This window comes from Alcanivorax sediminis (assembly GCF_009601165.1).
Classification (GTDB): Bacteria; Pseudomonadota; Gammaproteobacteria; order Pseudomonadales; family Alcanivoracaceae; genus Alcanivorax; species Alcanivorax sediminis.
Genome location: NZ_WIRE01000001.1, coordinates 1,478,313 through 1,496,811, shown reverse-complemented (window position 1 = coordinate 1,496,811; position 18,499 = coordinate 1,478,313). Strand labels below are relative to the sequence as shown.

At 56.8% G+C, this 18,499-nt stretch carries 21 protein-coding genes; 10 read left to right on the top strand and 11 right to left on the bottom strand.

From position 1 onward, the window contains the following. Window positions 1-478: 478 nt before the first annotated feature. Window positions 479-2,044: an HD domain-containing phosphohydrolase gene (locus GFN93_RS06750; protein WP_153499974.1), complete on the bottom strand. Its 1,566-nt coding sequence runs from the start codon at window positions 2,042-2,044 to the stop codon at window positions 479-481. A gap of 204 nt (window positions 2,045-2,248) precedes the next feature. Here GFN93_RS06750 and thrS point away from each other — a divergent pair, with 204 nt between their 5' ends. From thrS to cysS, 3 genes are all read left to right on the top strand, one after another. Then, entirely contained in the window at window positions 2,249-4,165 is a 1,917-nt protein-coding gene (thrS, locus tag GFN93_RS06745) for a threonine--tRNA ligase (RefSeq protein WP_153499972.1), read from the top strand. 89 nt (window positions 4,166-4,254) lie between these two features. Next, entirely contained in the window at window positions 4,255-4,683 is a 429-nt protein-coding gene (gene hisI, locus GFN93_RS06740) for a phosphoribosyl-AMP cyclohydrolase (protein ID WP_153499970.1), read from the top strand. Further along, complete coding sequence (cysS, locus tag GFN93_RS06735; protein ID WP_153499969.1) at window positions 4,680-6,062, top strand: cysteine--tRNA ligase; 1,383 nt, start codon at window positions 4,680-4,682, stop codon at window positions 6,060-6,062. Before hisI ends, cysS begins: the two co-directional genes overlap by 4 nt. A 454-nt stretch (window positions 6,063-6,516) precedes the next feature. On the opposite strand, the gene GFN93_RS06730 is transcribed toward cysS, so the two are convergent. Next, entirely contained in the window at window positions 6,517-7,188 is a 672-nt protein-coding gene (locus GFN93_RS06730; protein ID WP_153499967.1) for an START domain-containing protein, read from the bottom strand. A 355-nt stretch (window positions 7,189-7,543) separates the two neighbouring features. Between GFN93_RS06730 and yidD the strand changes: the two genes are divergently transcribed. The 6 genes from yidD (at window position 7,544) to GFN93_RS06700 (ending at window position 11,795) form a co-directional block, all read left to right on the top strand. Continuing rightward, a complete protein-coding gene (yidD, locus tag GFN93_RS06725) occupies window positions 7,544-7,786 on the top strand; it encodes a membrane protein insertion efficiency factor YidD (protein WP_328594351.1) in 243 nt (80 codons plus the stop codon). Further along, window positions 7,783-8,079 (top strand): hypothetical protein, encoded by a 297-nt coding sequence (locus tag GFN93_RS06720; protein ID WP_153499963.1) that lies wholly within the window; start codon window positions 7,783-7,785, stop codon window positions 8,077-8,079. The genes yidD and GFN93_RS06720 overlap by 4 nt, the downstream gene beginning before the upstream one ends. 126 nt (window positions 8,080-8,205) lie before the next feature. After that, complete coding sequence (locus tag GFN93_RS06715; protein WP_153499962.1) at window positions 8,206-9,516, top strand: porin; 1,311 nt, start codon at window positions 8,206-8,208, stop codon at window positions 9,514-9,516. Between the two features lie 10 nt (window positions 9,517-9,526). After that, window positions 9,527-10,492 carry a metal ABC transporter substrate-binding protein gene (locus GFN93_RS06710; protein ID WP_153499960.1) on the top strand — a complete coding sequence of 322 codons (966 nt, stop codon included), beginning with the start codon at window positions 9,527-9,529 and terminating at the stop codon, window positions 10,490-10,492. After that, a complete protein-coding gene (locus GFN93_RS06705; RefSeq protein ID WP_153499958.1) occupies window positions 10,489-11,223 on the top strand; it encodes a metal ABC transporter permease in 735 nt (244 codons plus the stop codon). The genes GFN93_RS06710 and GFN93_RS06705 overlap by 4 nt, the downstream gene beginning before the upstream one ends. Before the next feature lie 50 nt (window positions 11,224-11,273). Next, window positions 11,274-11,795 carry an outer membrane beta-barrel protein gene (locus GFN93_RS06700; protein ID WP_153499957.1) on the top strand — a complete coding sequence of 174 codons (522 nt, stop codon included), beginning with the start codon at window positions 11,274-11,276 and terminating at the stop codon, window positions 11,793-11,795. Between the two features lie 103 nt (window positions 11,796-11,898). Here the strand turns inward: GFN93_RS06700 and GFN93_RS06695 are convergent, their stop codons facing one another. The 4 genes from GFN93_RS06695 to GFN93_RS06680 form a co-directional block, all read right to left on the bottom strand. Further along, the gene (locus GFN93_RS06695; RefSeq protein WP_153499955.1) at window positions 11,899-12,282 is read right to left on the bottom strand and encodes a hypothetical protein; all 384 of its coding nucleotides are present in this window, start codon (window positions 12,280-12,282) and stop codon (window positions 11,899-11,901) included. A gap of 153 nt (window positions 12,283-12,435) precedes the next feature. After that, complete coding sequence (locus GFN93_RS06690) at window positions 12,436-13,014, bottom strand: NAD(P)H-dependent oxidoreductase (RefSeq protein WP_153499953.1); 579 nt, start codon at window positions 13,012-13,014, stop codon at window positions 12,436-12,438. Window positions 13,015-13,240: 226 nt separating this feature from the next. Further along, the gene (locus tag GFN93_RS06685) at window positions 13,241-13,780 is read right to left on the bottom strand and encodes a GNAT family N-acetyltransferase (protein WP_328594347.1); all 540 of its coding nucleotides are present in this window, start codon (window positions 13,778-13,780) and stop codon (window positions 13,241-13,243) included. Window positions 13,781-13,890: 110 nt separating this feature from the next. Further along, a complete protein-coding gene (locus GFN93_RS06680; RefSeq protein WP_153499952.1) occupies window positions 13,891-14,298 on the bottom strand; it encodes a VOC family protein in 408 nt (135 codons plus the stop codon). Between GFN93_RS06680 and GFN93_RS06675 the strand changes: the two genes are divergently transcribed. Further along, window positions 14,288-14,647, top strand: coding sequence for a hypothetical protein (locus GFN93_RS06675; protein WP_153499950.1), 360 nt, complete (start codon window positions 14,288-14,290; stop codon window positions 14,645-14,647). The two genes, GFN93_RS06680 and GFN93_RS06675, sit on opposite strands and share 11 nt — an antisense overlap. A gap of 199 nt (window positions 14,648-14,846) precedes the next feature. Here GFN93_RS06675 and GFN93_RS06670 read toward each other — a convergent pair whose 3' ends face one another. The 5 genes from GFN93_RS06670 to GFN93_RS06650 form a co-directional block, all read right to left on the bottom strand. Beyond that, window positions 14,847-15,128: a hypothetical protein gene (locus tag GFN93_RS06670; protein WP_153499948.1), complete on the bottom strand. Its 282-nt coding sequence runs from the start codon at window positions 15,126-15,128 to the stop codon at window positions 14,847-14,849. Between the two features lie 85 nt (window positions 15,129-15,213). Beyond that, window positions 15,214-16,254, bottom strand: coding sequence for an SMEK domain-containing protein (locus GFN93_RS06665; protein WP_153499947.1), 1,041 nt, complete (start codon window positions 16,252-16,254; stop codon window positions 15,214-15,216). An 84-nt stretch (window positions 16,255-16,338) separates the two neighbouring features. Further along, window positions 16,339-16,707, bottom strand: a complete 369-nt coding sequence (locus GFN93_RS06660; RefSeq protein ID WP_153499945.1) for a hypothetical protein — start codon at window positions 16,705-16,707, stop codon at window positions 16,339-16,341. A gap of 416 nt (window positions 16,708-17,123) precedes the next feature. Continuing rightward, window positions 17,124-17,546 (bottom strand): hypothetical protein, encoded by a 423-nt coding sequence (locus GFN93_RS06655; protein ID WP_153499944.1) that lies wholly within the window; start codon window positions 17,544-17,546, stop codon window positions 17,124-17,126. A gap of 384 nt (window positions 17,547-17,930) precedes the next feature. Continuing rightward, window positions 17,931-18,377: a hypothetical protein gene (locus tag GFN93_RS06650; protein WP_153499942.1), complete on the bottom strand. Its 447-nt coding sequence runs from the start codon at window positions 18,375-18,377 to the stop codon at window positions 17,931-17,933. Between the last annotated feature and the right edge of the window lie 122 nt (window positions 18,378-18,499).

Sequence of the window (18,499 nt, the reverse complement as noted above, 5' to 3'; positions counted from 1 at the left end):
CGCCAACACCCAAGGTTTGTGTTTCGACAACAAGCCCTGACAATAAATCCCTGCAGGCCAGACCGACAAGCGTGGGAGGGCAGAATTGAGGGCCGCAACCGGATAACGGCTCCGTAAATAGCGGCTCCGTAAAACCTGGCGAGGCGGTGCCTGCACACAGGGACATTCTGCCCGGGCCATGCAAAACCGAAAGCCCTTCGGCCAACAAGTTGGCTCTCCTACAGGGAAGGCAGTTTACATACGCTCTGGAATCCTCACCTCGCTGAGACGAGGATCGCCATGCAAGCATAGCTCCTACAGCGGCATCAGATCCTGCGAGTCGCCGAACTCGACGATTTGGAAGGCGTTTCCATTAACCAAAAACCCGGGAACTTTTATGGGTTTTTCTTTCCAATCAAGCGTAGCTTGTAGCTTGTAGCTTGTAGCTTGTAGCTTGTAGCTTGTAGCTTGTAGCTTGTAGCTTGTAGCTTGTAGCTCGTCACTCAAACGCCGAGGCGTCCTCCACATCCAGCTGAACCGGATCAAGATGCCGCTCACCGTATTCCCGCCACACCCGTGAGCGGATGAACAGCCGGTACAGATCCGGGTCGAGGTGATCGTTATCGCGCATACGCTGCATGATAACCAGCGCCTCACTCAGCTTCAGTGGCGTCTTGTAGGGACGCTCCTTGGCGGTGAGCGCCTCGAAGATATCCGCAATCGCCATGATCCGCGCCGGGATCGACATCTGGTCACGGGTCAGTCCCAGCGGAAACCCGCTGCCATCCATCTTCTCATGATGCCCGCCAGCGTACTCGGGCACCTGGCGAAGTTTGGGCGGGAAAGGCAAGGAGCCGAGCATATCCAGCGTCACATCCATGTGGCCGTTGATCACTTGCCGCTCTTCCGGCGTCAGGGTACCGCGGGGAATGCACAGGTTATAAACCTCGTCGTCGGTCAGCAGCGGCTTGCTCTGCCCCCAGGCATCCGTCCAGCGGCAGGCCGCAATATCCCGCACCCGCTGCTGGTCTTCTGCGGCCATGGCCTCACCGCCCCGGTTGATCCGCTCCAGAAAGGTCAGATCGCCGGTCAACGCATCTATCTCCTGCTCCATGCGCTCGCGCAGAGAAGGCTCCAGCTGGGGCGTTATAAGACAATCCCGCTCATAACGAAAACAGATTTCCGCGCGCAGCGCGGCAAAACGGCTGGCCACTTCGTCAATACGATCATGCAAGGTATGCAGCTTGGTGGACTTGTCGAGCACCGAATCCGGTGTCGCCAGCTTGCCGCAATCGTGCAGCCAGGCGGCCACATGCAACTCGTACCAGCCATCCTCATCCAGGCTGAAGTCGGCAAACTGTTCCTGATCATCGCAGGCCGCCTGGGCCAACAATTCGGTAATGACAGGTACCCGCTGACAATGGGCACTGGTATGCGGGCTCTTGGCATCAATGGCCTGGGCCAGCACCTTGATAAAGGCATCCAGCAGGGCCTTGAGATCCTGCACCTGAGTGAGGTTGCTGAGCGCCGTGCCCCCATAGGTCAGCAATGACTGAAAGATCAAGTGGCCGTTTTCCAGTCGTTGCAGATTGCTGGGGAGTTTGCGTTGATAGGCCAGCTGCAAGACGCCTGTCACACGCCCTTCATGGTTATAGAGCGGCCATAGCTGGGAGGCGAGACACTCAGGGGCCAGTTCCGCCAGCAGCGCCTGATCGTCATCCGGCAGATTCTGATCCGCCAGCACCACCGTCATCGGCTCGCCATCGGCAAAGCAGGTTTCCACCAGCCCCCCACCCTCCAGGGAACGAAACAGGGCGGGATTTTCCCGCACCGCACTCCCCGCAGTGGCCGCGCACAGACAAAACAGCCCTTCTCCCTCGGGGCTATCCCGATACAGCCAGACCCAGCCGGAATCCGCGTTGCACAGGAATCGGGCTTCGCGCAGCAGTGCATCCATCAGCCGCGGCACATCGCGCTGCTCGCTGAGATGCTGGGCAACCCGCAGCAACCGTGGCAACACTTCCTTGCCTTCACGGATGTCGGTGTCGGGTATGAGTGTGGTCATGAGCGTCCGGCTCCAATTGTGATGTCCATCTCAGACAAGGATAGGCCGGGAGGATTCCCCGGGAAACCTTTCCTGCATATATGCCGCCGTACGTCCGATAATCCGTTGCTGACCCGGCTCAAAGCCGCTCATACCTTGAATGAAAGCCCAACAGCCCCTACCATCCTCCGGTTCTGAGCCAACCATCTGGATCTCTTGTCACCCATGAGCGTGAGCTACCGACTGCCCGACGGGGCAACCATGGAGTTTGATCAGCCGGCATCCGCACTGGATATCGCCGAGCGCATCAGCAAAAAACTCTCCAAACAGGCCCTGGCCGCCAAGGTCAACGGCAACCTGATCGACGTCTATCTGCCCATCGACGATGGCGCCACCGTGGAAATCATTACCCGAGACACGGACGACGCCCTCGAGCTGATCCGGCACGACGCCGCCCACATCATGGCCGAAGCCGTACAAGAACTGTTCCCCGACACCCAGGTGACGATTGGTCCGACCATCGAGAACGGTTTCTACTACGACTTTCACCGGGAAGAATCCTTCACCCCGGAAGACCTGACTGCAATCGAAAAGCGCATGCAGGAGATCGTTCGTCGCAACGAAGACATCCGTCGTGAAGTCTGGGACCGCGACGAGGCCGTGGACTTTTTCCTCAAGGCCGGCGAAGAGTTCAAGGCCGAGATCATTCGTGATCTGCCCGCCGACCAGGAAGTCAGCCTCTACCGCCAGGGCGATTTCATCGACCTGTGCCGCGGCCCGCACCTGCCCAGCACCAGCAAGCTGGGTGATGGCTTCAAGCTGATGAAAGTGGCTGGCGCCTACTGGCGTGGCGATGCCTCCAAGGCACAGCTGCAGCGTATCTACGGCACCGCCTGGCGTGACAAGAAAGAACTCAACGCCTACCTCAAGCAGCTGGAGGAAGCCGCCAAGCGTGACCACCGCAAACTCGCCAAGGAAATGGGCCTGTTCCATATCCAGCAAGAAGCCGTGGGCAGCATGTTCTGGCACCCGAAAGGCTGGCGCATGCGCAAGAACCTGGAAAACTATATCCGCGGCAAGATGGAAAAAGGCGGCTATCAGGAAGTCTCCACCCCGCAGATGATGGACCGTATCCTCTGGGAACAGTCCGGCCACTGGGACAAGTACGGCGAGGACATGTTCACCGTCTGTACCCACGACCATAAAGAAATGGCCGTGAAGCCCATGAACTGTCCGGGTCACGTGCAGATCTTCAAGCAGGGCATCACCAGTTACCGTGATCTGCCCATTCGTCTGGGCGAGTTCACCACCCTGTTCCGTAACGAGGCCCACGGCGCCCTGCACGGCCTGATGCGTGCCCGCTCCTTCAGCCAGGACGATGCGCACATCTTCTGTACCGAAGAGCAGATCAATGAGGAAACCGCCGGTTTCATCAAGATGCTGCGTGAGGTATATCAGGATTTCGGTTTCGACACCTTCCGCATCAAGTTTTCTGACCGTCCGGACAACCGTGCCGGCTCCGATGAAACCTGGGACAAGGCCGAAGGTGCATTGCGCGCAGCGGTGGAATCCCTCGGCCTGGAATGTGAACTGAACCCCGGTGAAGGCGCCTTCTACGGCCCGAAACTGGAGTTCGTACTACGTGACGCCATCGGCCGTGACTGGCAGTGCGGCACCCTGCAGGTGGACTTCGTCCTGCCTGAGCGCCTGGATGCGGAATACGTGGCCGAAGACGGCTCCCGCCAGCGTCCGGTCATGCTGCACCGCGCCGTACTGGGTTCCCTGGAGCGCTTCCTGGGTATCCTGATTGAATCCACTGCCGGGCACCTGCCCCTGTGGCTGGCACCGGTACCCGTGGCCATCTGCACCATTACCAATGCGGCAGATGACTACGCCCGCGAAGTGCAGCAGAAACTGGTCGCCGCAGGCGTACCCGCCGAGCTGGACATCCGCAACGAAAAGATCGGTTTCAAGGTCCGCGAGCACTCCAAAACCAAGACCCCGCGTATCTGGGTCGTGGGCGAGAAGGAAGCGGAAGAGAAGCAGGTTGCCGTGCGCACCCTCGGCTCCCAGGCCACCGAAACCGTGGATCTGGACGAGGCCGTTGCCGCGATGGCGGCAGCCACTCGCCTGCCGATTTAAAAAGACGCAACACGCTGCACGCATCACGCAACACGCCAAACACTCCGCGTGTTGCATGTTGCGTGTTGCGTGAAGCGGCGGGAGCAACCATGTTCAAAGACAACGAACACCAGCCCGAAGGCTTTCAGGTTTCCCTCAAGGAAGCGCTGGATAACCTCAAGTACAACAGCGACGGCCTGGTGCCCGCCATTGCCCAGCAGCATGACACCGGCGAAGTGTTGATGATGGCGTGGATGAACCGCGAGGCCATCGAAGAAACCCTGCAAACCGGGCGAGTGTGCTACTTCTCCCGCTCCCGCAATACACTGTGGCGCAAGGGTGAGTCCTCAGGCCAGGTGCAACTGCTGAAAGCGCTGCGTTTCGACTGCGACGCCGATACCGTACTGGTGAGCGTGGACCAGACCGGCCCAGCCTGCCACACCGGCCGCCGCGACTGTTTCTACTGGAAAGCCGACGCGAACAACGTGACCATCGACAAGACCCCGATCAAAGATCCCAAAGAGCTGTACGGCAAATGACACTCAAACTGCACAACACCCTCACCGGGAAAAAGGACGACTTCATTCCGCTGGATCCCAACCGCATCACCCTCTATGTGTGCGGCCCCACGGTCTACAACTTCGTTCACATCGGTAATGCCCGCCCGGTAGTGGTATTTGATGTGCTCTATCGCCTGTTGCAGCGGCTGTATCCACAGGTCGCCTACGCCCGCAACATCACCGACATTGATGACAAGATCATCAACGCCGCGGCAGAGAACGGCGAAGACATCAGTGCACTCACAGAGCGTTTCAGCGCGGCCTTCCTGGAAGACATGGCCGCCCTGAATGCCAAGACCCCGAACATCATCCCCAAGGCCACCGATCACATCCCCGAGATGATCCAGATGATCGAAACCCTGGTGGAAAAGGGCCATGCCTACGAGGCCGATGGTCAGGTGCTGTTCGCCGTGGAATCCATGCCCGACTACGGCAAGCTCTCCGGCCGCAAGCTGGAAGACATGCTGGCCGGTGCCCGCGTGGAAGTGGCGGACTACAAGCGCCACCCTGGCGACTTTATTCTCTGGAAGCCTTCCACCGATGAACAGCCAGGCTGGGATTCTCCCTGGGGCCGGGGCCGGCCTGGCTGGCACATCGAATGTTCCGCCATGATCCACAAGCACCTGGGTGATGTGATCGACATCCACGGTGGCGGCCAGGACCTGATCTTCCCGCACCACGAGAACGAGATTGCCCAGGGCTGCTGCGCCCACGGCACCGATTACGTGCGCTACTGGATGCACAACGGTTACATCAACATCGATGGCGAGAAGATGTCCAAATCTCTGGGCAACTTCCGTCTGGTGCGTGACCTGCTGACCCAGTACCACGGCGAGATCCTGCGCTTCGCACTGGTGGCCAGCCACTACCGCTCGCCGCTGAACTTCTCCGCCGACGTGCTGGAGAATGCAGAGAAAGGCCTGGATACCCTCTACTACGCCCTGCTTGGCCGTGGCGAAACCGTGGAACCGGAAATTGGCTATCAGCTGCCGGACAATCACCCGGTCATCGAAGCCCTCAAGGACGACCTGAACACCTCCGAAGCCGTCAGCGCCCTGCATGCCATTGCCGGTGAGCTGAACAAGGCCGACCTGGCCGACAAGCCGAAACTCAAGGCGGAGCTGTTGGCCGCCGCCGATCTGCTTGGCCTGCTCACCGTGGAACCCACCGCCTGGTTCCAGAACAAGAACGTGAGTGAAGACGGCTTGAGCAATGAGGAAATCGATGCCCTCGTCGCCGAGCGCACCCAGGCGAAGAAAGACAAGAACTTTGCCCGTGCCGACGAAATCCGCGAGCAGCTCACCGACGCGGGTATCCAGCTGGAAGACACCCGCGAAGGCACCCGCTGGAGCCGGTAAACCCGCTACGAGTTTTGAGCTGCGAGAACGCAAAAGGCCGCGCCCGGATGATGGGTGCGGCCTTTTGCGTTTTACGGGAAATGAGGAACGACTTGCGAGTTGCGAGTTGCGAGTTGCGAGTTGCGAAAATCAAACCCGGTATCGTTGCCGATTTCATTTGCGGCGCAAAAATCGAGGCGTTACACACTGTAGGAGCCATGCTCGCATGGCGATCCCGAGCCCCGGCGAGGGCTTTTGGTGGTTGCGCCAACCTCTCAGGACGCCTTCAGAGGCCGTCATCATTCGCGCTGACGCGCGAATCGCCATGCGAGCATGGGCTCCTACAGAAACCGTCGCCTTGCCACAACATGGTCGCGGCCTCATGCCCCCCGATTCAATCCAAACCTGAAATCGCGTTGCGGCTTGAGGCTTATGGCTTTTCCTCGCAGTTCGCAGCTCGAAGCTAGCGGCTGCTTCACAGCTCCAGCTGATCCATCCCCGGCAGCTTGGGCAGATCGTCCCGGGTGGCATTGGCGAAACGGGGCTTCTGCAGCTGTTCCTTGATGCCTTCCAGGGTCACGTAGGGGGCTTTGGTGGCCACCAGGTTAGCCAGCCACACCGGCACGCTGCCCCCCGGGTCCACAAAGGTTTCAAACTTCACCCGCACCCAGCCATCGGGCAACGGCGTGATGGTGAACTGATTATCCAGAGACGGAATGCGCACAAAGCCGTCGCGTTTATCCGCAAACCCGACCGCGTTGACGCTGTGCAGGGTAATCACCCGACTCTCTGCATCCTGACTCAGGGTATTGGCCAACACCACATCCCGATCCGACACCGGCCAGATACCGCTGAAAGACATCAGAATGCGCTCCTTGTGCTCGCTGGTCAGGCGCTCCGCGCTCTGGTTCTGGAAAATCCACTCCGGAAAAGTGTCCACGGCGGTGATCACCGCCAGCACCGACGTCATGGACGCCTGCAGCTCCACCACGCCCTTGAAGGCTTTCACCGGGCTGCCGTCCACTTGCTTGGCGTAGGTGCTCACCTCACCACGGGCCGCCCCCTCACGGGTCGTCTCCCAGCTGTCATCCACCTGTGCCCAAATCGGGCTGGCCGCCATCAACAGGGCCAACATCAGCGCTTTCATTTGTTCTCTCCAATGCAGTGCATCAACAGGGCGCAGTATGCACCCACTCGCCCCCGACTCAAGGCCAGCCGGGCATATTGACCCAACCGGAACAAAACATCAGTAACGAGTACCGAGTCGCGAGTAACGAAAACCAACCATTTCCACAACTTTCGTCTCCGTGACATACATGCTGTCCTCCAGACGATTTTCGATCTGGCCAGCAGAATCGCGTCTTTTGCCTTTCGAAACTCGCTCCTCGTAACTCGCCCCTGCCCTGCCCACTGCAAGCCCCCATCCATCAGCCCACGGTAGCCAGCCGCCCCAAAGAACCCTTATCATCCAGATTCGTTTACCTTCAAGCAGGGCTTGCACCGTGAAACCGCTCCTGCTCGGCATCATCTGGCTGTACCAGAAAGTGCTGAGCCCCTGGACAGGCAACCAGTGCCGCTTCTATCCGAGCTGCTCGCATTATGCGAAGCAGGCGATAGAGGTGCATGGCGCCCTGCGCGGTAGCACCCTGGCAGCCAAGCGGATCTGCAAATGTCATCCGGGTCATCCTGGCGGGTTCGACTATGTGCCAGGCACAGAGCCCCACGATCAGGAGAGCACCGCATGATGCGCTCGCGTCTCCCGTTCACCCTGGCCCTGGCACTGCTGTGCGCCCAGCTGATTTTTGCCTGGCACTCCGCCAGCCATATTGATCCGCAAGGCGATCCACACCAGCAGGCCCTGCTGGTCGCCGACTGCGACCTCTGTGCCCATGGTCATGGCTTTGTAGCGCTACCGGTGGCGAGCCTTCCTGTGGCGCCCACTGCCGCGCCAGTCATCGGTGACGACCAGCCACAAGCCAGCTTTACCGCTACTTCCATCCTCCCGGCGCGAGCCCGCGCACCCCCGCATTACGCCTGAATTTCCCCCTATCAGATTCAACAACAACGGTCACGGTGAGCGCCTGAGCCCCTGCTTTCTATTCAGGGAATGTGCGCCCGTTTCCCGTGCCCGAGACTAATTCATACCGATTATTCAGGACGTCACATGAACAAGTTTTATCTCGCCGGAGCCCTGCTGGCTGCCTCTTCCTCCGTGCTCGCCGCTGAGGACAACAACCGTAACAGCAACAACCCGCTGGCCGCGTTCAACCCGGCCTTTTCCGTGATCTTCAACGGCATGTACTACCACGACAATGTGGACGGCGAAGGGGTCGACCTGCTCGAAGACGCCGACAGTGCCTTCCATAGCCATGGCGGCCACGAGGAGCATGAGCACGACGAGCTCAAGCGCGGCTTCAATCTGAACGAAACCGAGCTGACCATGAGCGGCTCGGTGGACAGCTACTTTGACGCCTGGTTGTCTGCGGCCATCAGCAGCGGCGGCGACTTCGAGCTGGAAGAAGCCTGGGTACGCAGTCAGTCCCTGCCCGCCGGCCTGCAAGTGAAGGCGGGCCGCTTCCTCAGCGGCATCGGATATCACAATGAAAAACACCCCCACAGCTGGAACTTCGCCGACCAGAACCTGGCCTACCTGAGCCTGCTCGGTGACCATGGTGTCAGCGGTGACGGCCTCCAGCTCACCTGGCTGGCCCCCACCGACAGCTATCTGCAGCTGGGCCTGGAAATGCTTCAGGGCGACAATCTGGAGCGCGCGGGCAGCGTGATTGATGCAGAAGAAATCGCGGAAGAGATCAGTGCCGAGCTGGCCACCGACGTGGCCGCCGAGGATCTGAATCTGGCCGATCAGAACGGTCCGCAGCTGGGCGTATTTACCCTCCGCTACGCACCGGACCTGGGCGCCCGCCGGGCACTGCAGCTGGGTCTGTCCGCTGCCCGCCACCAGGACAGCCAGGCGTTCCATGAAGAAGGCGGCGGCGAACTCTTTGTGACGGAAGGCGATACCGATGTCTATGGCGCCCAGGCAGTCTACAAGCACTTCCCCACTGGCCAGTACGGCAAGGGTGGCTGGAGCCTGACCGGCGAATACTTCCATGCCGATTCTGACCAGAAAGCGGTCTACCACAGCGATCCCGCAGAGCTGGGCCTGCCGGTCACCAGCGAACAGGGCGCAGCCTATGTGGAAGCCACCTACGGCTTTGCACCGCGCTGGCAGATTGGCCTGCGCACCGCCGCCAGCGGCATCGGCGGCGAATTCAGTGAAGGCGACGAAACCGAAGAAGCGCGCCTGTCCCGTCAGCACAGTGCCGCCGTCACCTGGTACGCCACCGAGTTCTCCAAGCTGCGCCTGCAGTTCAACCGTAATGACGTCCATGGTGACGACGGCAACGAGGAGTACAATCAGGTGTTCCTGCAATACAACCTGAGCCTGGGTGCCCACGGCGCGCATTCGTTCTGAGGAGCCCATCATGACACTGCAGACTTCATCCCGACTGATTCCCCGTAAAGGGGCTCGTCGTGTATGGGTCCACCGTGTGCTGATCGCCGCGCTGTGCGCGGCGTCATTCGGCGCCCGGGCGGATCTGCGCATCCTCGCCTGCGAACCGGAGTGGGGCCAACTGGCCACGGAAATCGGTGGCGATCTGGTCACCGTCAAAACGGCCAGCGCCCCCGGTCAGGATGCCCACCACATTCAGGCCCGTCCCAGTCTGCTGGCCCAGGTCCGCCGGGCGGATCTGGTGCTGTGCAACGGGGCGGGGCTGGAAGCCGGTTGGCTACCGGTGCTGCTCAACCGCGGCGGCAACCCGGCGGTGCGGCAGGCACCTGGGCTCTTCCTGGCAGCCGAACAGGTCGACCGCCTGGAGGTCCCCACCACCCTGGACCGGGCCGACGGCGACGTGCATGCCATGGGCAACCCCCACGTGCACCTGGACCCGCGCCGCATGGTCAGCCTCAGCCAGCAACTGGCCGAGCGCTTTGCCACACTCGACCCGGACAACGCGACGCAGTACCAGCAACAACAACAGGCCTGGCAAACCGCCTTTGAAACCGGCATCCCGCGCTGGGAACAGCAAGCGGCCAGCCTCAAGGGCAGCAACGTGATCACCTATCACCGCTCCTGGGTCTACCTGCTGGACTGGCTGGGCATGCAGCGCGTGGCCGAACTGGAGCCCAAGCCCGGCCTGCCCCCCACACCCGGCCACCTGGCCGAGCTGGTCAAGAGCGTGGAACAGCAGCAGGCCAGCTTGATCCTCTACCGGCCCATCAACGGCGATGAGGCCGCCAACTGGTTGGCCGCACGCACGTCCGCCTGCGCGGTACTGCTGCCCCTGTCACCGGGCGAGGAAGGCACCGAGACCCTGGCCAGCCTTTACGACACCCTGATCGAGCGGCTGGTGGCCGCACAGCAACGCTGCCAGGGGAGCAAGGCATGATGGAAATCCTGCTGCCGGCGTTTATCGCCGGCATGCTGGTACTCGCCAGCCATATCCCCCTTGGCCGACAGGTACTGGCACGGGGGATCATCTTCATCGACCTGGCGGTGGCGCAAGCCGCCGCCACCGGTCTGCTGGCGGTGCGACACTTTGCCCATGTGGAAACCGAATGGCTGCTGCAGCTGGCCGCCATTGCCACCGCACTCGGCTTTGCCCTGGTGCTGCACCAGCTGGAAAGGCTGGGCAACCGGGTGCAGGAAGCCCTGATTGGCGCCACCTTTGTGGTGCTGGCCAGCGCCAGTGTATTGATGCTCGCCAATGACCCCCACGGCGGAGAACACCTCAGTGCCAGCCTGGCTGGCCAGATCCTCTGGGTCGATACCCCCCAACTGCTGGGCCTGGCCGCCAGCGCCATCGCCGCACTGGCCGCCATGAAACTGTTTCGCCACCCGCTGCTGGGCTTTTATTTACCGTTCGCCATCGCCATCACCGCATCCGTGCAAGCCGTGGGCGTTTACCTGGTGTTTGCCTCGCTGATCTTCCCGGCCCTCTCTGCCTACCAAAGCCAACGCCCAATGCAGATCGCTGCCGCAGTGGGTATCACCGGCTACCTGAGCGGGCTGGCTGCCAGCCTGTGGCTGGATTGGCCCAGCGGACCCGCCATCGTCACCACGCTGGCACTGGCTGCCGTGTTCGCCGCTGTGACACGTGCCGTCGCAGCGCGGCAATGAATTGGCTACAATCCATGCCATTGTCACTTTGCGAAAGGACCACCCTGATAATGATGAAAAAAATGCTCATCGCTGCACTCGGCAGCCTGCCACTACTGGCCAATGCCGGTGGTTTCGCCGGTCTCGACTTTGTCAGCAGCAAGATCGAACCTGACAACACCAACGCCTCCGCCAAACCCAGCGCCCTGCAGTTCAAGTTCGGCAGCTGGATCAACAAGGACGAAACCCTCGGCGGTGAAGTGCGCCTGGGCCTGGGTGTGGGAGACGATGAACTGACTCGCAACGCCGATCTGGAAATCGACCGCTCCTACGGCGCCTACTTCCGCGGCCAGTTCCCCAACACCCTGCCGGTACGTCCCTACGGGCTGCTCGGCCTGACCTATGTGGAAACCACCGTGGAATTCGACAACGGCGGCAGCGATGGCGAGAACTTCAAGGATCTCTCCCTCGGTCTGGGTGTCGACGTCACCGTGACCAACAACATCTTCGTCAGCCTGGAATACATGCGGGTTGTGGATCGCAGCGGCGATGAAGTCTCCAATCTGGCGCTGGGCCTGAACGGCCGCTTCTGAGCCATCTGCATTGCCCATAAAAAAACCGCGCCCGGCGCGGTTTTTTTTGCTTTCGGAGAAACCCTACTGCAGCCAGCTGGCGGCACAGGCATCCCGCTCAGCGTTATTCAACGGATCGCTGAGCCGACAACAACTGCCCCAGCCCGGACAGCATTTGTATGCAGCCAAACAGGATGGTGCCCCAGACAACCATCCAGGTCGCCATGTAATGGCCCACCGCACTGGAACTGAGGAAAGTGGCAACCACGACCACAAGACCCACCACCAGCCACAGGGCACCCAAGCTCACATTCTTCTTCGCTTTGGCCGCCTTGTGTTCTTGTATCACTGCCTTCTGCCGGGCGATCAGCGCCCAGGCGGTGGCGTTATCGATACCTCTGGAAAGAAGGTCGTTGACGATCTGCTGATCCGGTTTGCCAGCGAGGAGTAACTGCGCCACACGGGTACAGGCGGCGTGCATCATGTCGTCGTGAATTTGCTGTTCCATTCATCCCATCCTGAAACGATTGTTCGGTCATCATTTCGCCATGCACCTGTCCCTTCCTGGGAGCGACAATAACGAAATCAGGTTTAATCTGAGCCAGTAGTAAACCAAGCCGAAGGCCTCTTGTCTTCCCCCAAACAGGCTAAGAAAAAAAGATTACACCCCTCGAGCCAAAGCCCCCGCCTTCTCCAGCCAGCGCAGGCGTTTGGCCTCTGTTGCATAGCGAACCGGGCCGAACGAGCTGATCTTCACCGGCTTGATCCCGGTGAACTCCAGAATGGTTTTGCGCATTTGATTGTGCGCTGGCGCGCGATACACCAGATTGAAATACCACGGCGGCGTATCCATGGTGGCAAGCACATGGGCAGAGCGGCCCTTCAGCAGTTTGTCCCACAACTGGGAGTTCTTGCGGTACTTGAACGCATAACCCGGCAGGAAAATACGATCAAACATCCCTTTCATGATGGCGGGCATGGAGCCCCACCAGACAGGGTAAACAAGCACCACATGCTCGGCCCAGGTGATCGCCTCCCGGATTTCCAGCAAGCCCGGCTCAAGTTCCTGGCGCTGGTTGTAGCCATGACGCAGCACCGGATCAAACTCAATCTCTCCAAGCCTGAAGTAGCGCACCTCGTGACCCGCCTGCTCAGCGGCGCTCGCATACTGATCCGACAGCGCCCGACAGAAACTCCCCGGGTCAGGACTGCCCAGAATGACCACAACACGCTTTCCCATAAACAGACTCCCCCAGTATTCTCAGAACGGCATCGTGAAGCCACAGCGAACCAGCAGCTCGACCATGCTCCCCCGGTGATAAGCAACAGTGCCTGTAAAAATGGGGAGTCTGATCGCCGTTACAAGGCAACCATGCGAGGAAAAGTTCGAGTACCAGCCACAGGCAAACCCATTGGCCTCAAAAGAATAGAAAGCGACGCTGAGCGGAGGCCGTGGACGCAAGCCATCAAAGGCATGTCGCGGACGGTTGTTTTGCCCATTGCTCAAGCGTCAGCCGGTATAGCCTCACAGGCCGGCCATGAAACTCCAGGGTCTTGTAGCTGGCAAACCCTGCTTTCTCAGCCACTCTCAGCGACGCCACGTGCTCAGGCTCTATGATCACGACGACCGAGTTGAACAGCCCCTCATCGAACACATGCTTCAGCACTGCCCGGGCGGCCTCGGAAGCGAGCCCCTTGCTCCAGAAGCGCCTGGCCAGCCGGTAGCCGAGGTTCATTTCCTCGACACCATCGACCTGCTCCGGCCCCACACCGCAGAAGCCAATCAACTCATGGGATTGTCTATCTATCAAAGCCCACGGCCCAACACCCTGTGATTCATAACAAGCAAAACACCATGCCAAAAACTCGCGGGTGGCCGCCTCATCACATACACCCCGGACAGAGTACTTCATCACTTCAGGATCACTGAGCATGTCCGTCAACGCGGACACATCTGCAAGCTGCAGCTGCCGCAAAACCAAACGATCCGATTCACAAATCTGCACTACCGCCTCCCTGTGCGTTACGCCGGGCACACCGTTCCACGCTCACATGCGCCCGGCGGCCGACAACCGCGTAGTGCGGCCCGTGATTGTGTGTGGGGGCAACCGACAGCCTAGTTCGAGAGATTGAGTTGCCAGGAAACGCCATACCTGTCATTCAACCACCCAAAACGTTGGCTGAATCCGTAGTCATCCAAGGGCATTAGCTCTACCCCTCCTTCAGCAAGAGCCCGAAACACCTTTTCTATCTCGCTCATTGACTCACACTCAACGTACAAGGACATGGAAGGGGTAAAGGTAAAGGCGTGATCAAGATGGCTGTCCAACGCCATAAACTCGGAGCCATTGATCGTAAACCTGGCCATCTTGATAGAACCTTCGGGCTCATGCTGGCCCGCTTCGTATCGCTGAAGCTCAATGATCTCTGAATCGGGGAATAGAGAGGTATAAAACGTCATCGCCTCCTCGGCTTTCCCGGCCTGTTCCCCGACAAACATGAGCGAGGTCTTAATGGATCTCATCCGTTTCTCCGTTTTCTTTTGGACACATGACGCTCGATTCAGCGAGCAAAATGAAGCGATAAACGAGCGGAGACTTGGTCCTGCTGCCGCCACTTGTTATGCATTTTCCTCATCCTCGGATAAGCGCCCTCTGCGCATGAAAATACTAAGCGCAGAGCGGGAAGCTTCAGATAGTGACAACCACTCAGCAGATAACTGTAAAGAGTCTGAATTAACGGATTCCCACGAAGAATTAACCCGCGCCATGGCCAATATCTCATCTTGGGAGAAAACATCGATTGAGAATTTAAGCAACGCTTCCTCGTCAACCCAATCACCCCAAAACTCTAAATTGGATGATGCCACTTGAAACATGCTTGAATCCGAGAAAAGCTCCAGGACTTCAATTATCCTGTTTCTAATTCGCTGCTGGATCAACTTCTCTGATAGCTCATCACTCATAAGGCATAACGCCGGCAGCAGCCGCCGGAGGCGATTGGCGACTTTTTTGCAGCGAAGCGCAAAAAAGATGACAATTGCCGGAGGTCCGTTGCCTGCCCTTGTTATGTTCATTTCCGTAAATGTAAATTAGCAGCATCAGCTATAAGCCATTTTTTGCCAACACTACCAAAATCGATGTGGATTGTGGTGGTGAATTCTTGCTGCCTTATATCAAGTACCTCACCTTCCCCAAACTTTGGATGGATGACAGCGGAGCCGATCTCAGCTAATTCAGTGTCATTTATGTTCACTGAGGCAACTGATTCACCTGCATGGTATGAATACACATAGTACCCACCACCTACGATGAGCACTAACAATAGAAACAGGATTCCGAATAAAATTCTCATAACTCTCTAAAGAACATAACGCTTTGCTCACCGGAAAATTGGGAGCGCAGTGAGTATTTTTTCCGGGTGCAGCAGCTTGTTATATTCAAAACGCGCTAAAATCAAGAGAAACGATTGGCTTCTTGAAGCCTATACCTTTGGCTTCAATATATTCAACGAGCTCATAGATAAACCCGTCAACTTTGATCGGAACAAAGATCCGCACGAACGGACTTTCGTTATATTCCATTGGTTCCTCTATATCTACGAACCCATGCTCCCCAAGCAAAACCACTTCATCGTCCAAGTCGGGAAACCGGCAGACCCGCTTAAGCTTGTTGTAGTTAAACCACAAGTTCTCATAGAAGCCAGACCCACTCGGGGTCTTCTTGTCATCCTTTTCTCTGCGTTCAAGCAGAAACGCATAAAACTCCCGAGTTATTCTGGGCAACTGAGCAAGCTCTCTAGAAAATTTTCGGAAATGCTCCTTTACCTCTTTGGCCGTGTGTTCGAATTCCTCTGCACATTGCTTTTGATAGGCGTGATATTTTTTGAAGTCGGACATTTGTGGTGCCGGAATCTTCTCAATATATGAATCGATTGATGTAGAATAATTGCCATCTTCGTCGGGAATCTCAAGTTCGATTCGCACTCTTGCCAAGTTACGACGGACTAGTTCGTAAAGTGCCTGCAAGCGATCAAGCGGAAGTGATATGGTCTTTTTACATAGATCATCGACATCCCAAATATTTTCCTCCGTGAACCCAAGACTTTGAGCAAGCGATTGGTCCAACCGGTAAGATGCTTGCTTTTTTCCAATAACAAGTACGTTAATTTCATCAAACTGCTTTTTTCTTTTTGACGTTGTCTTAAGAGTCTTGTTGACCTTCTGAGCGGTCCTAGTCGATGTCACCTGAAAAGCCACAGAGGACACTTCATCGCCGAGATCTAGGCCTGGCTCATTGCTTCTCTCATCATTTAGATTCACTAACGAGAGTGACAGAGCCTCATTGAGATAGTCCTTAAAGAAATCCTCAAGATAGCGATTGAGGTCTGTAAGCCCCAGTTGGCACCGAGTAGATACCTGCTGCGAAATGGAGGTTAGTCCATCAACAATTTCGCCGATGAGATGTCCGCGCGTGATCATAGTTTCCCTTGAATATAACGCCCGGCGCAGCAGGCAAATTGAAGCGACGCAGGAGCGGAAATTTGGTCTGCCTGGCGCCGCTTGTTATGTAAATTTCAACTTCGATCGAACTAGACTCACCACTGCGGCAACGTAGCACGGGATAAAGAGGACAACGAACAGACCCGCCTCACCTCTTACACCAACCCCACCCCAACTTAACCCAGAATCCGTATAGGCCGGCCCAATGAAAAAAATCATGGCAACACCACCGATAAAACTAACCGGCACACCGCCATGGCCACCAAGAAGCAAGGTGGGGGCGATAAAGGTTGCGGTGATGCCCGCCCTTAATGCTGCAAAAAACCAAAAGTTTCGCTTTATGAAGCCTTCGTTTTGGAGCAATCCCCTTTGAAATAGAAGGCCCAAAAGAAGAGGAACAGCCCACACGAAGATAACTTTAACGAAATCCAATCCCCCTCCTTATACATAACGCCGCGCTCTGCCGCTTGTCGGCAGCAGCGCCTTGTTATGCGTATTAGCCCTTGCGTGAATCAATAACATCCAGGGTTTCTTCTAAATTTAGAATCTCACCCTCATTGCCTCTAAATCTAGAAACAAGAATGCTCCCATCTGATTCCACATCAAACTCGATCCGCTCTCCCGGCACAGCCAAATGAACTGTGACAGTACCGGTTCTGTAACGCCCTAAGGAGTAAAGGATCTGCTCAGAGTCTAAAACTTCCAGCAATTCATATAAGACATGCATGACTCTTACTCACACATAACGTCCGGCTCACCGGGTAAATTTTTGATGGCGGCTTTTGTGCCGTATTTTGCACAAAAGGTGACAGCGGAAATTTATCCGGTGCAGCCACTTGTTAGGAGAGTCATACCGCCACCGGGAATGGCAAGTACAGCCAATTTGTTTTTCTCTTGGATTTTACTTTCTTCGGGCTACAGCCTGAAGCTTCCACTCTAAATTCCTGCTCTTCGCTAAGCCTTCCTTTATATTCCTGATGGTAGTAGCAATGGCCGCCAGATGTTTTTTCGAACTGCATTTGCATATTATCAACATAGACGGCAGGGCACGCCTGAGAAAATCTAAAGAGAGCCCAATGATTTCTCTCGGATGGAATAATGGGAACTATAATTCCCTCTAAAGAAATAGAATTACTTCCCACACTAAAGATGAACTCATGAGCTACTGTATCGCATTCAAGCTCGATTGATTCCGCATACCTGTCGTACCTGTCCAAGGAAGAGCAACCACTAACCAAAAGAGCGGCCATAAACCATAGCCATCGCCGCATGCGCATCTCCTAACGCCGTGCTCTGCCGCTTGTCGGCAGCAGCACATTGTTATGTTTACCTGCAACTGTTGTATGAAAGTTTCGGTTTGTTCTTAACATTAAAATTAAGATCCTGATCGCTATACTCGAAGTAATGGATACGGCGATCAGTAGTAATCGTGAAATTGCCATGTTCATCAATTTTGGCGATCCCCGCTACTATTGGGAAAGGAAGGATCATCCACTCAGCGCCGATCCCCAACACTTCATCTCCATACGCAGGAGAGCCATCGCAGCGATGAGCATCCCCATTGTAGATATATGTTGACGCGCACCCTGAAGAAAAAGTGGCAATAACAAAAATAGTTATGAGCCTCATATCACTCACAGAACATAACGCCCGCCTCAGCCGCCGAAGGTCGGCTTGCAGGCCTTTGTTAAATTTTTCTTGTATAGCATGACAACCATGCATCCAGTAAACAAAGCCACAAGCCCCCATAAGGGAGAAAGCAGAACCATGGGTAGCGCACCCACAAACAGCGAAACCCTTGTTTCGCCTGCCGGCTCGCCCCTCCTAACGGAAAGCAAGGACATAATAAAAGCCGCGACACCCAACAGGACTGCCACAGACCCAACCACTATGATTGATATCTCTTCTGTAATGGATACTCCCTTAGAGGTGTATCCAGACAAGGTTTCACCTTGACTAAAAGCGGCCGAAATCGCTGCAATGTAGGGCGCAAGATAGAGGTTGATACCGTCATCAATTTTCCAGGCATGCAAAGTCAGATAGGAAAGCACCAATCCCACAAAGCCTAGAAATGCACCAATCTTCCCTCTCGACATCACCATGCCTTTATCAATTTAACAGCGTATTCAGTCGAATCGTTCGACATATCTTTTTTCGACATAATTCTGAGAGCCAGCCATCCCCAAAAACACAAAACCCATCAATAATCACGCGCTTATTAGAA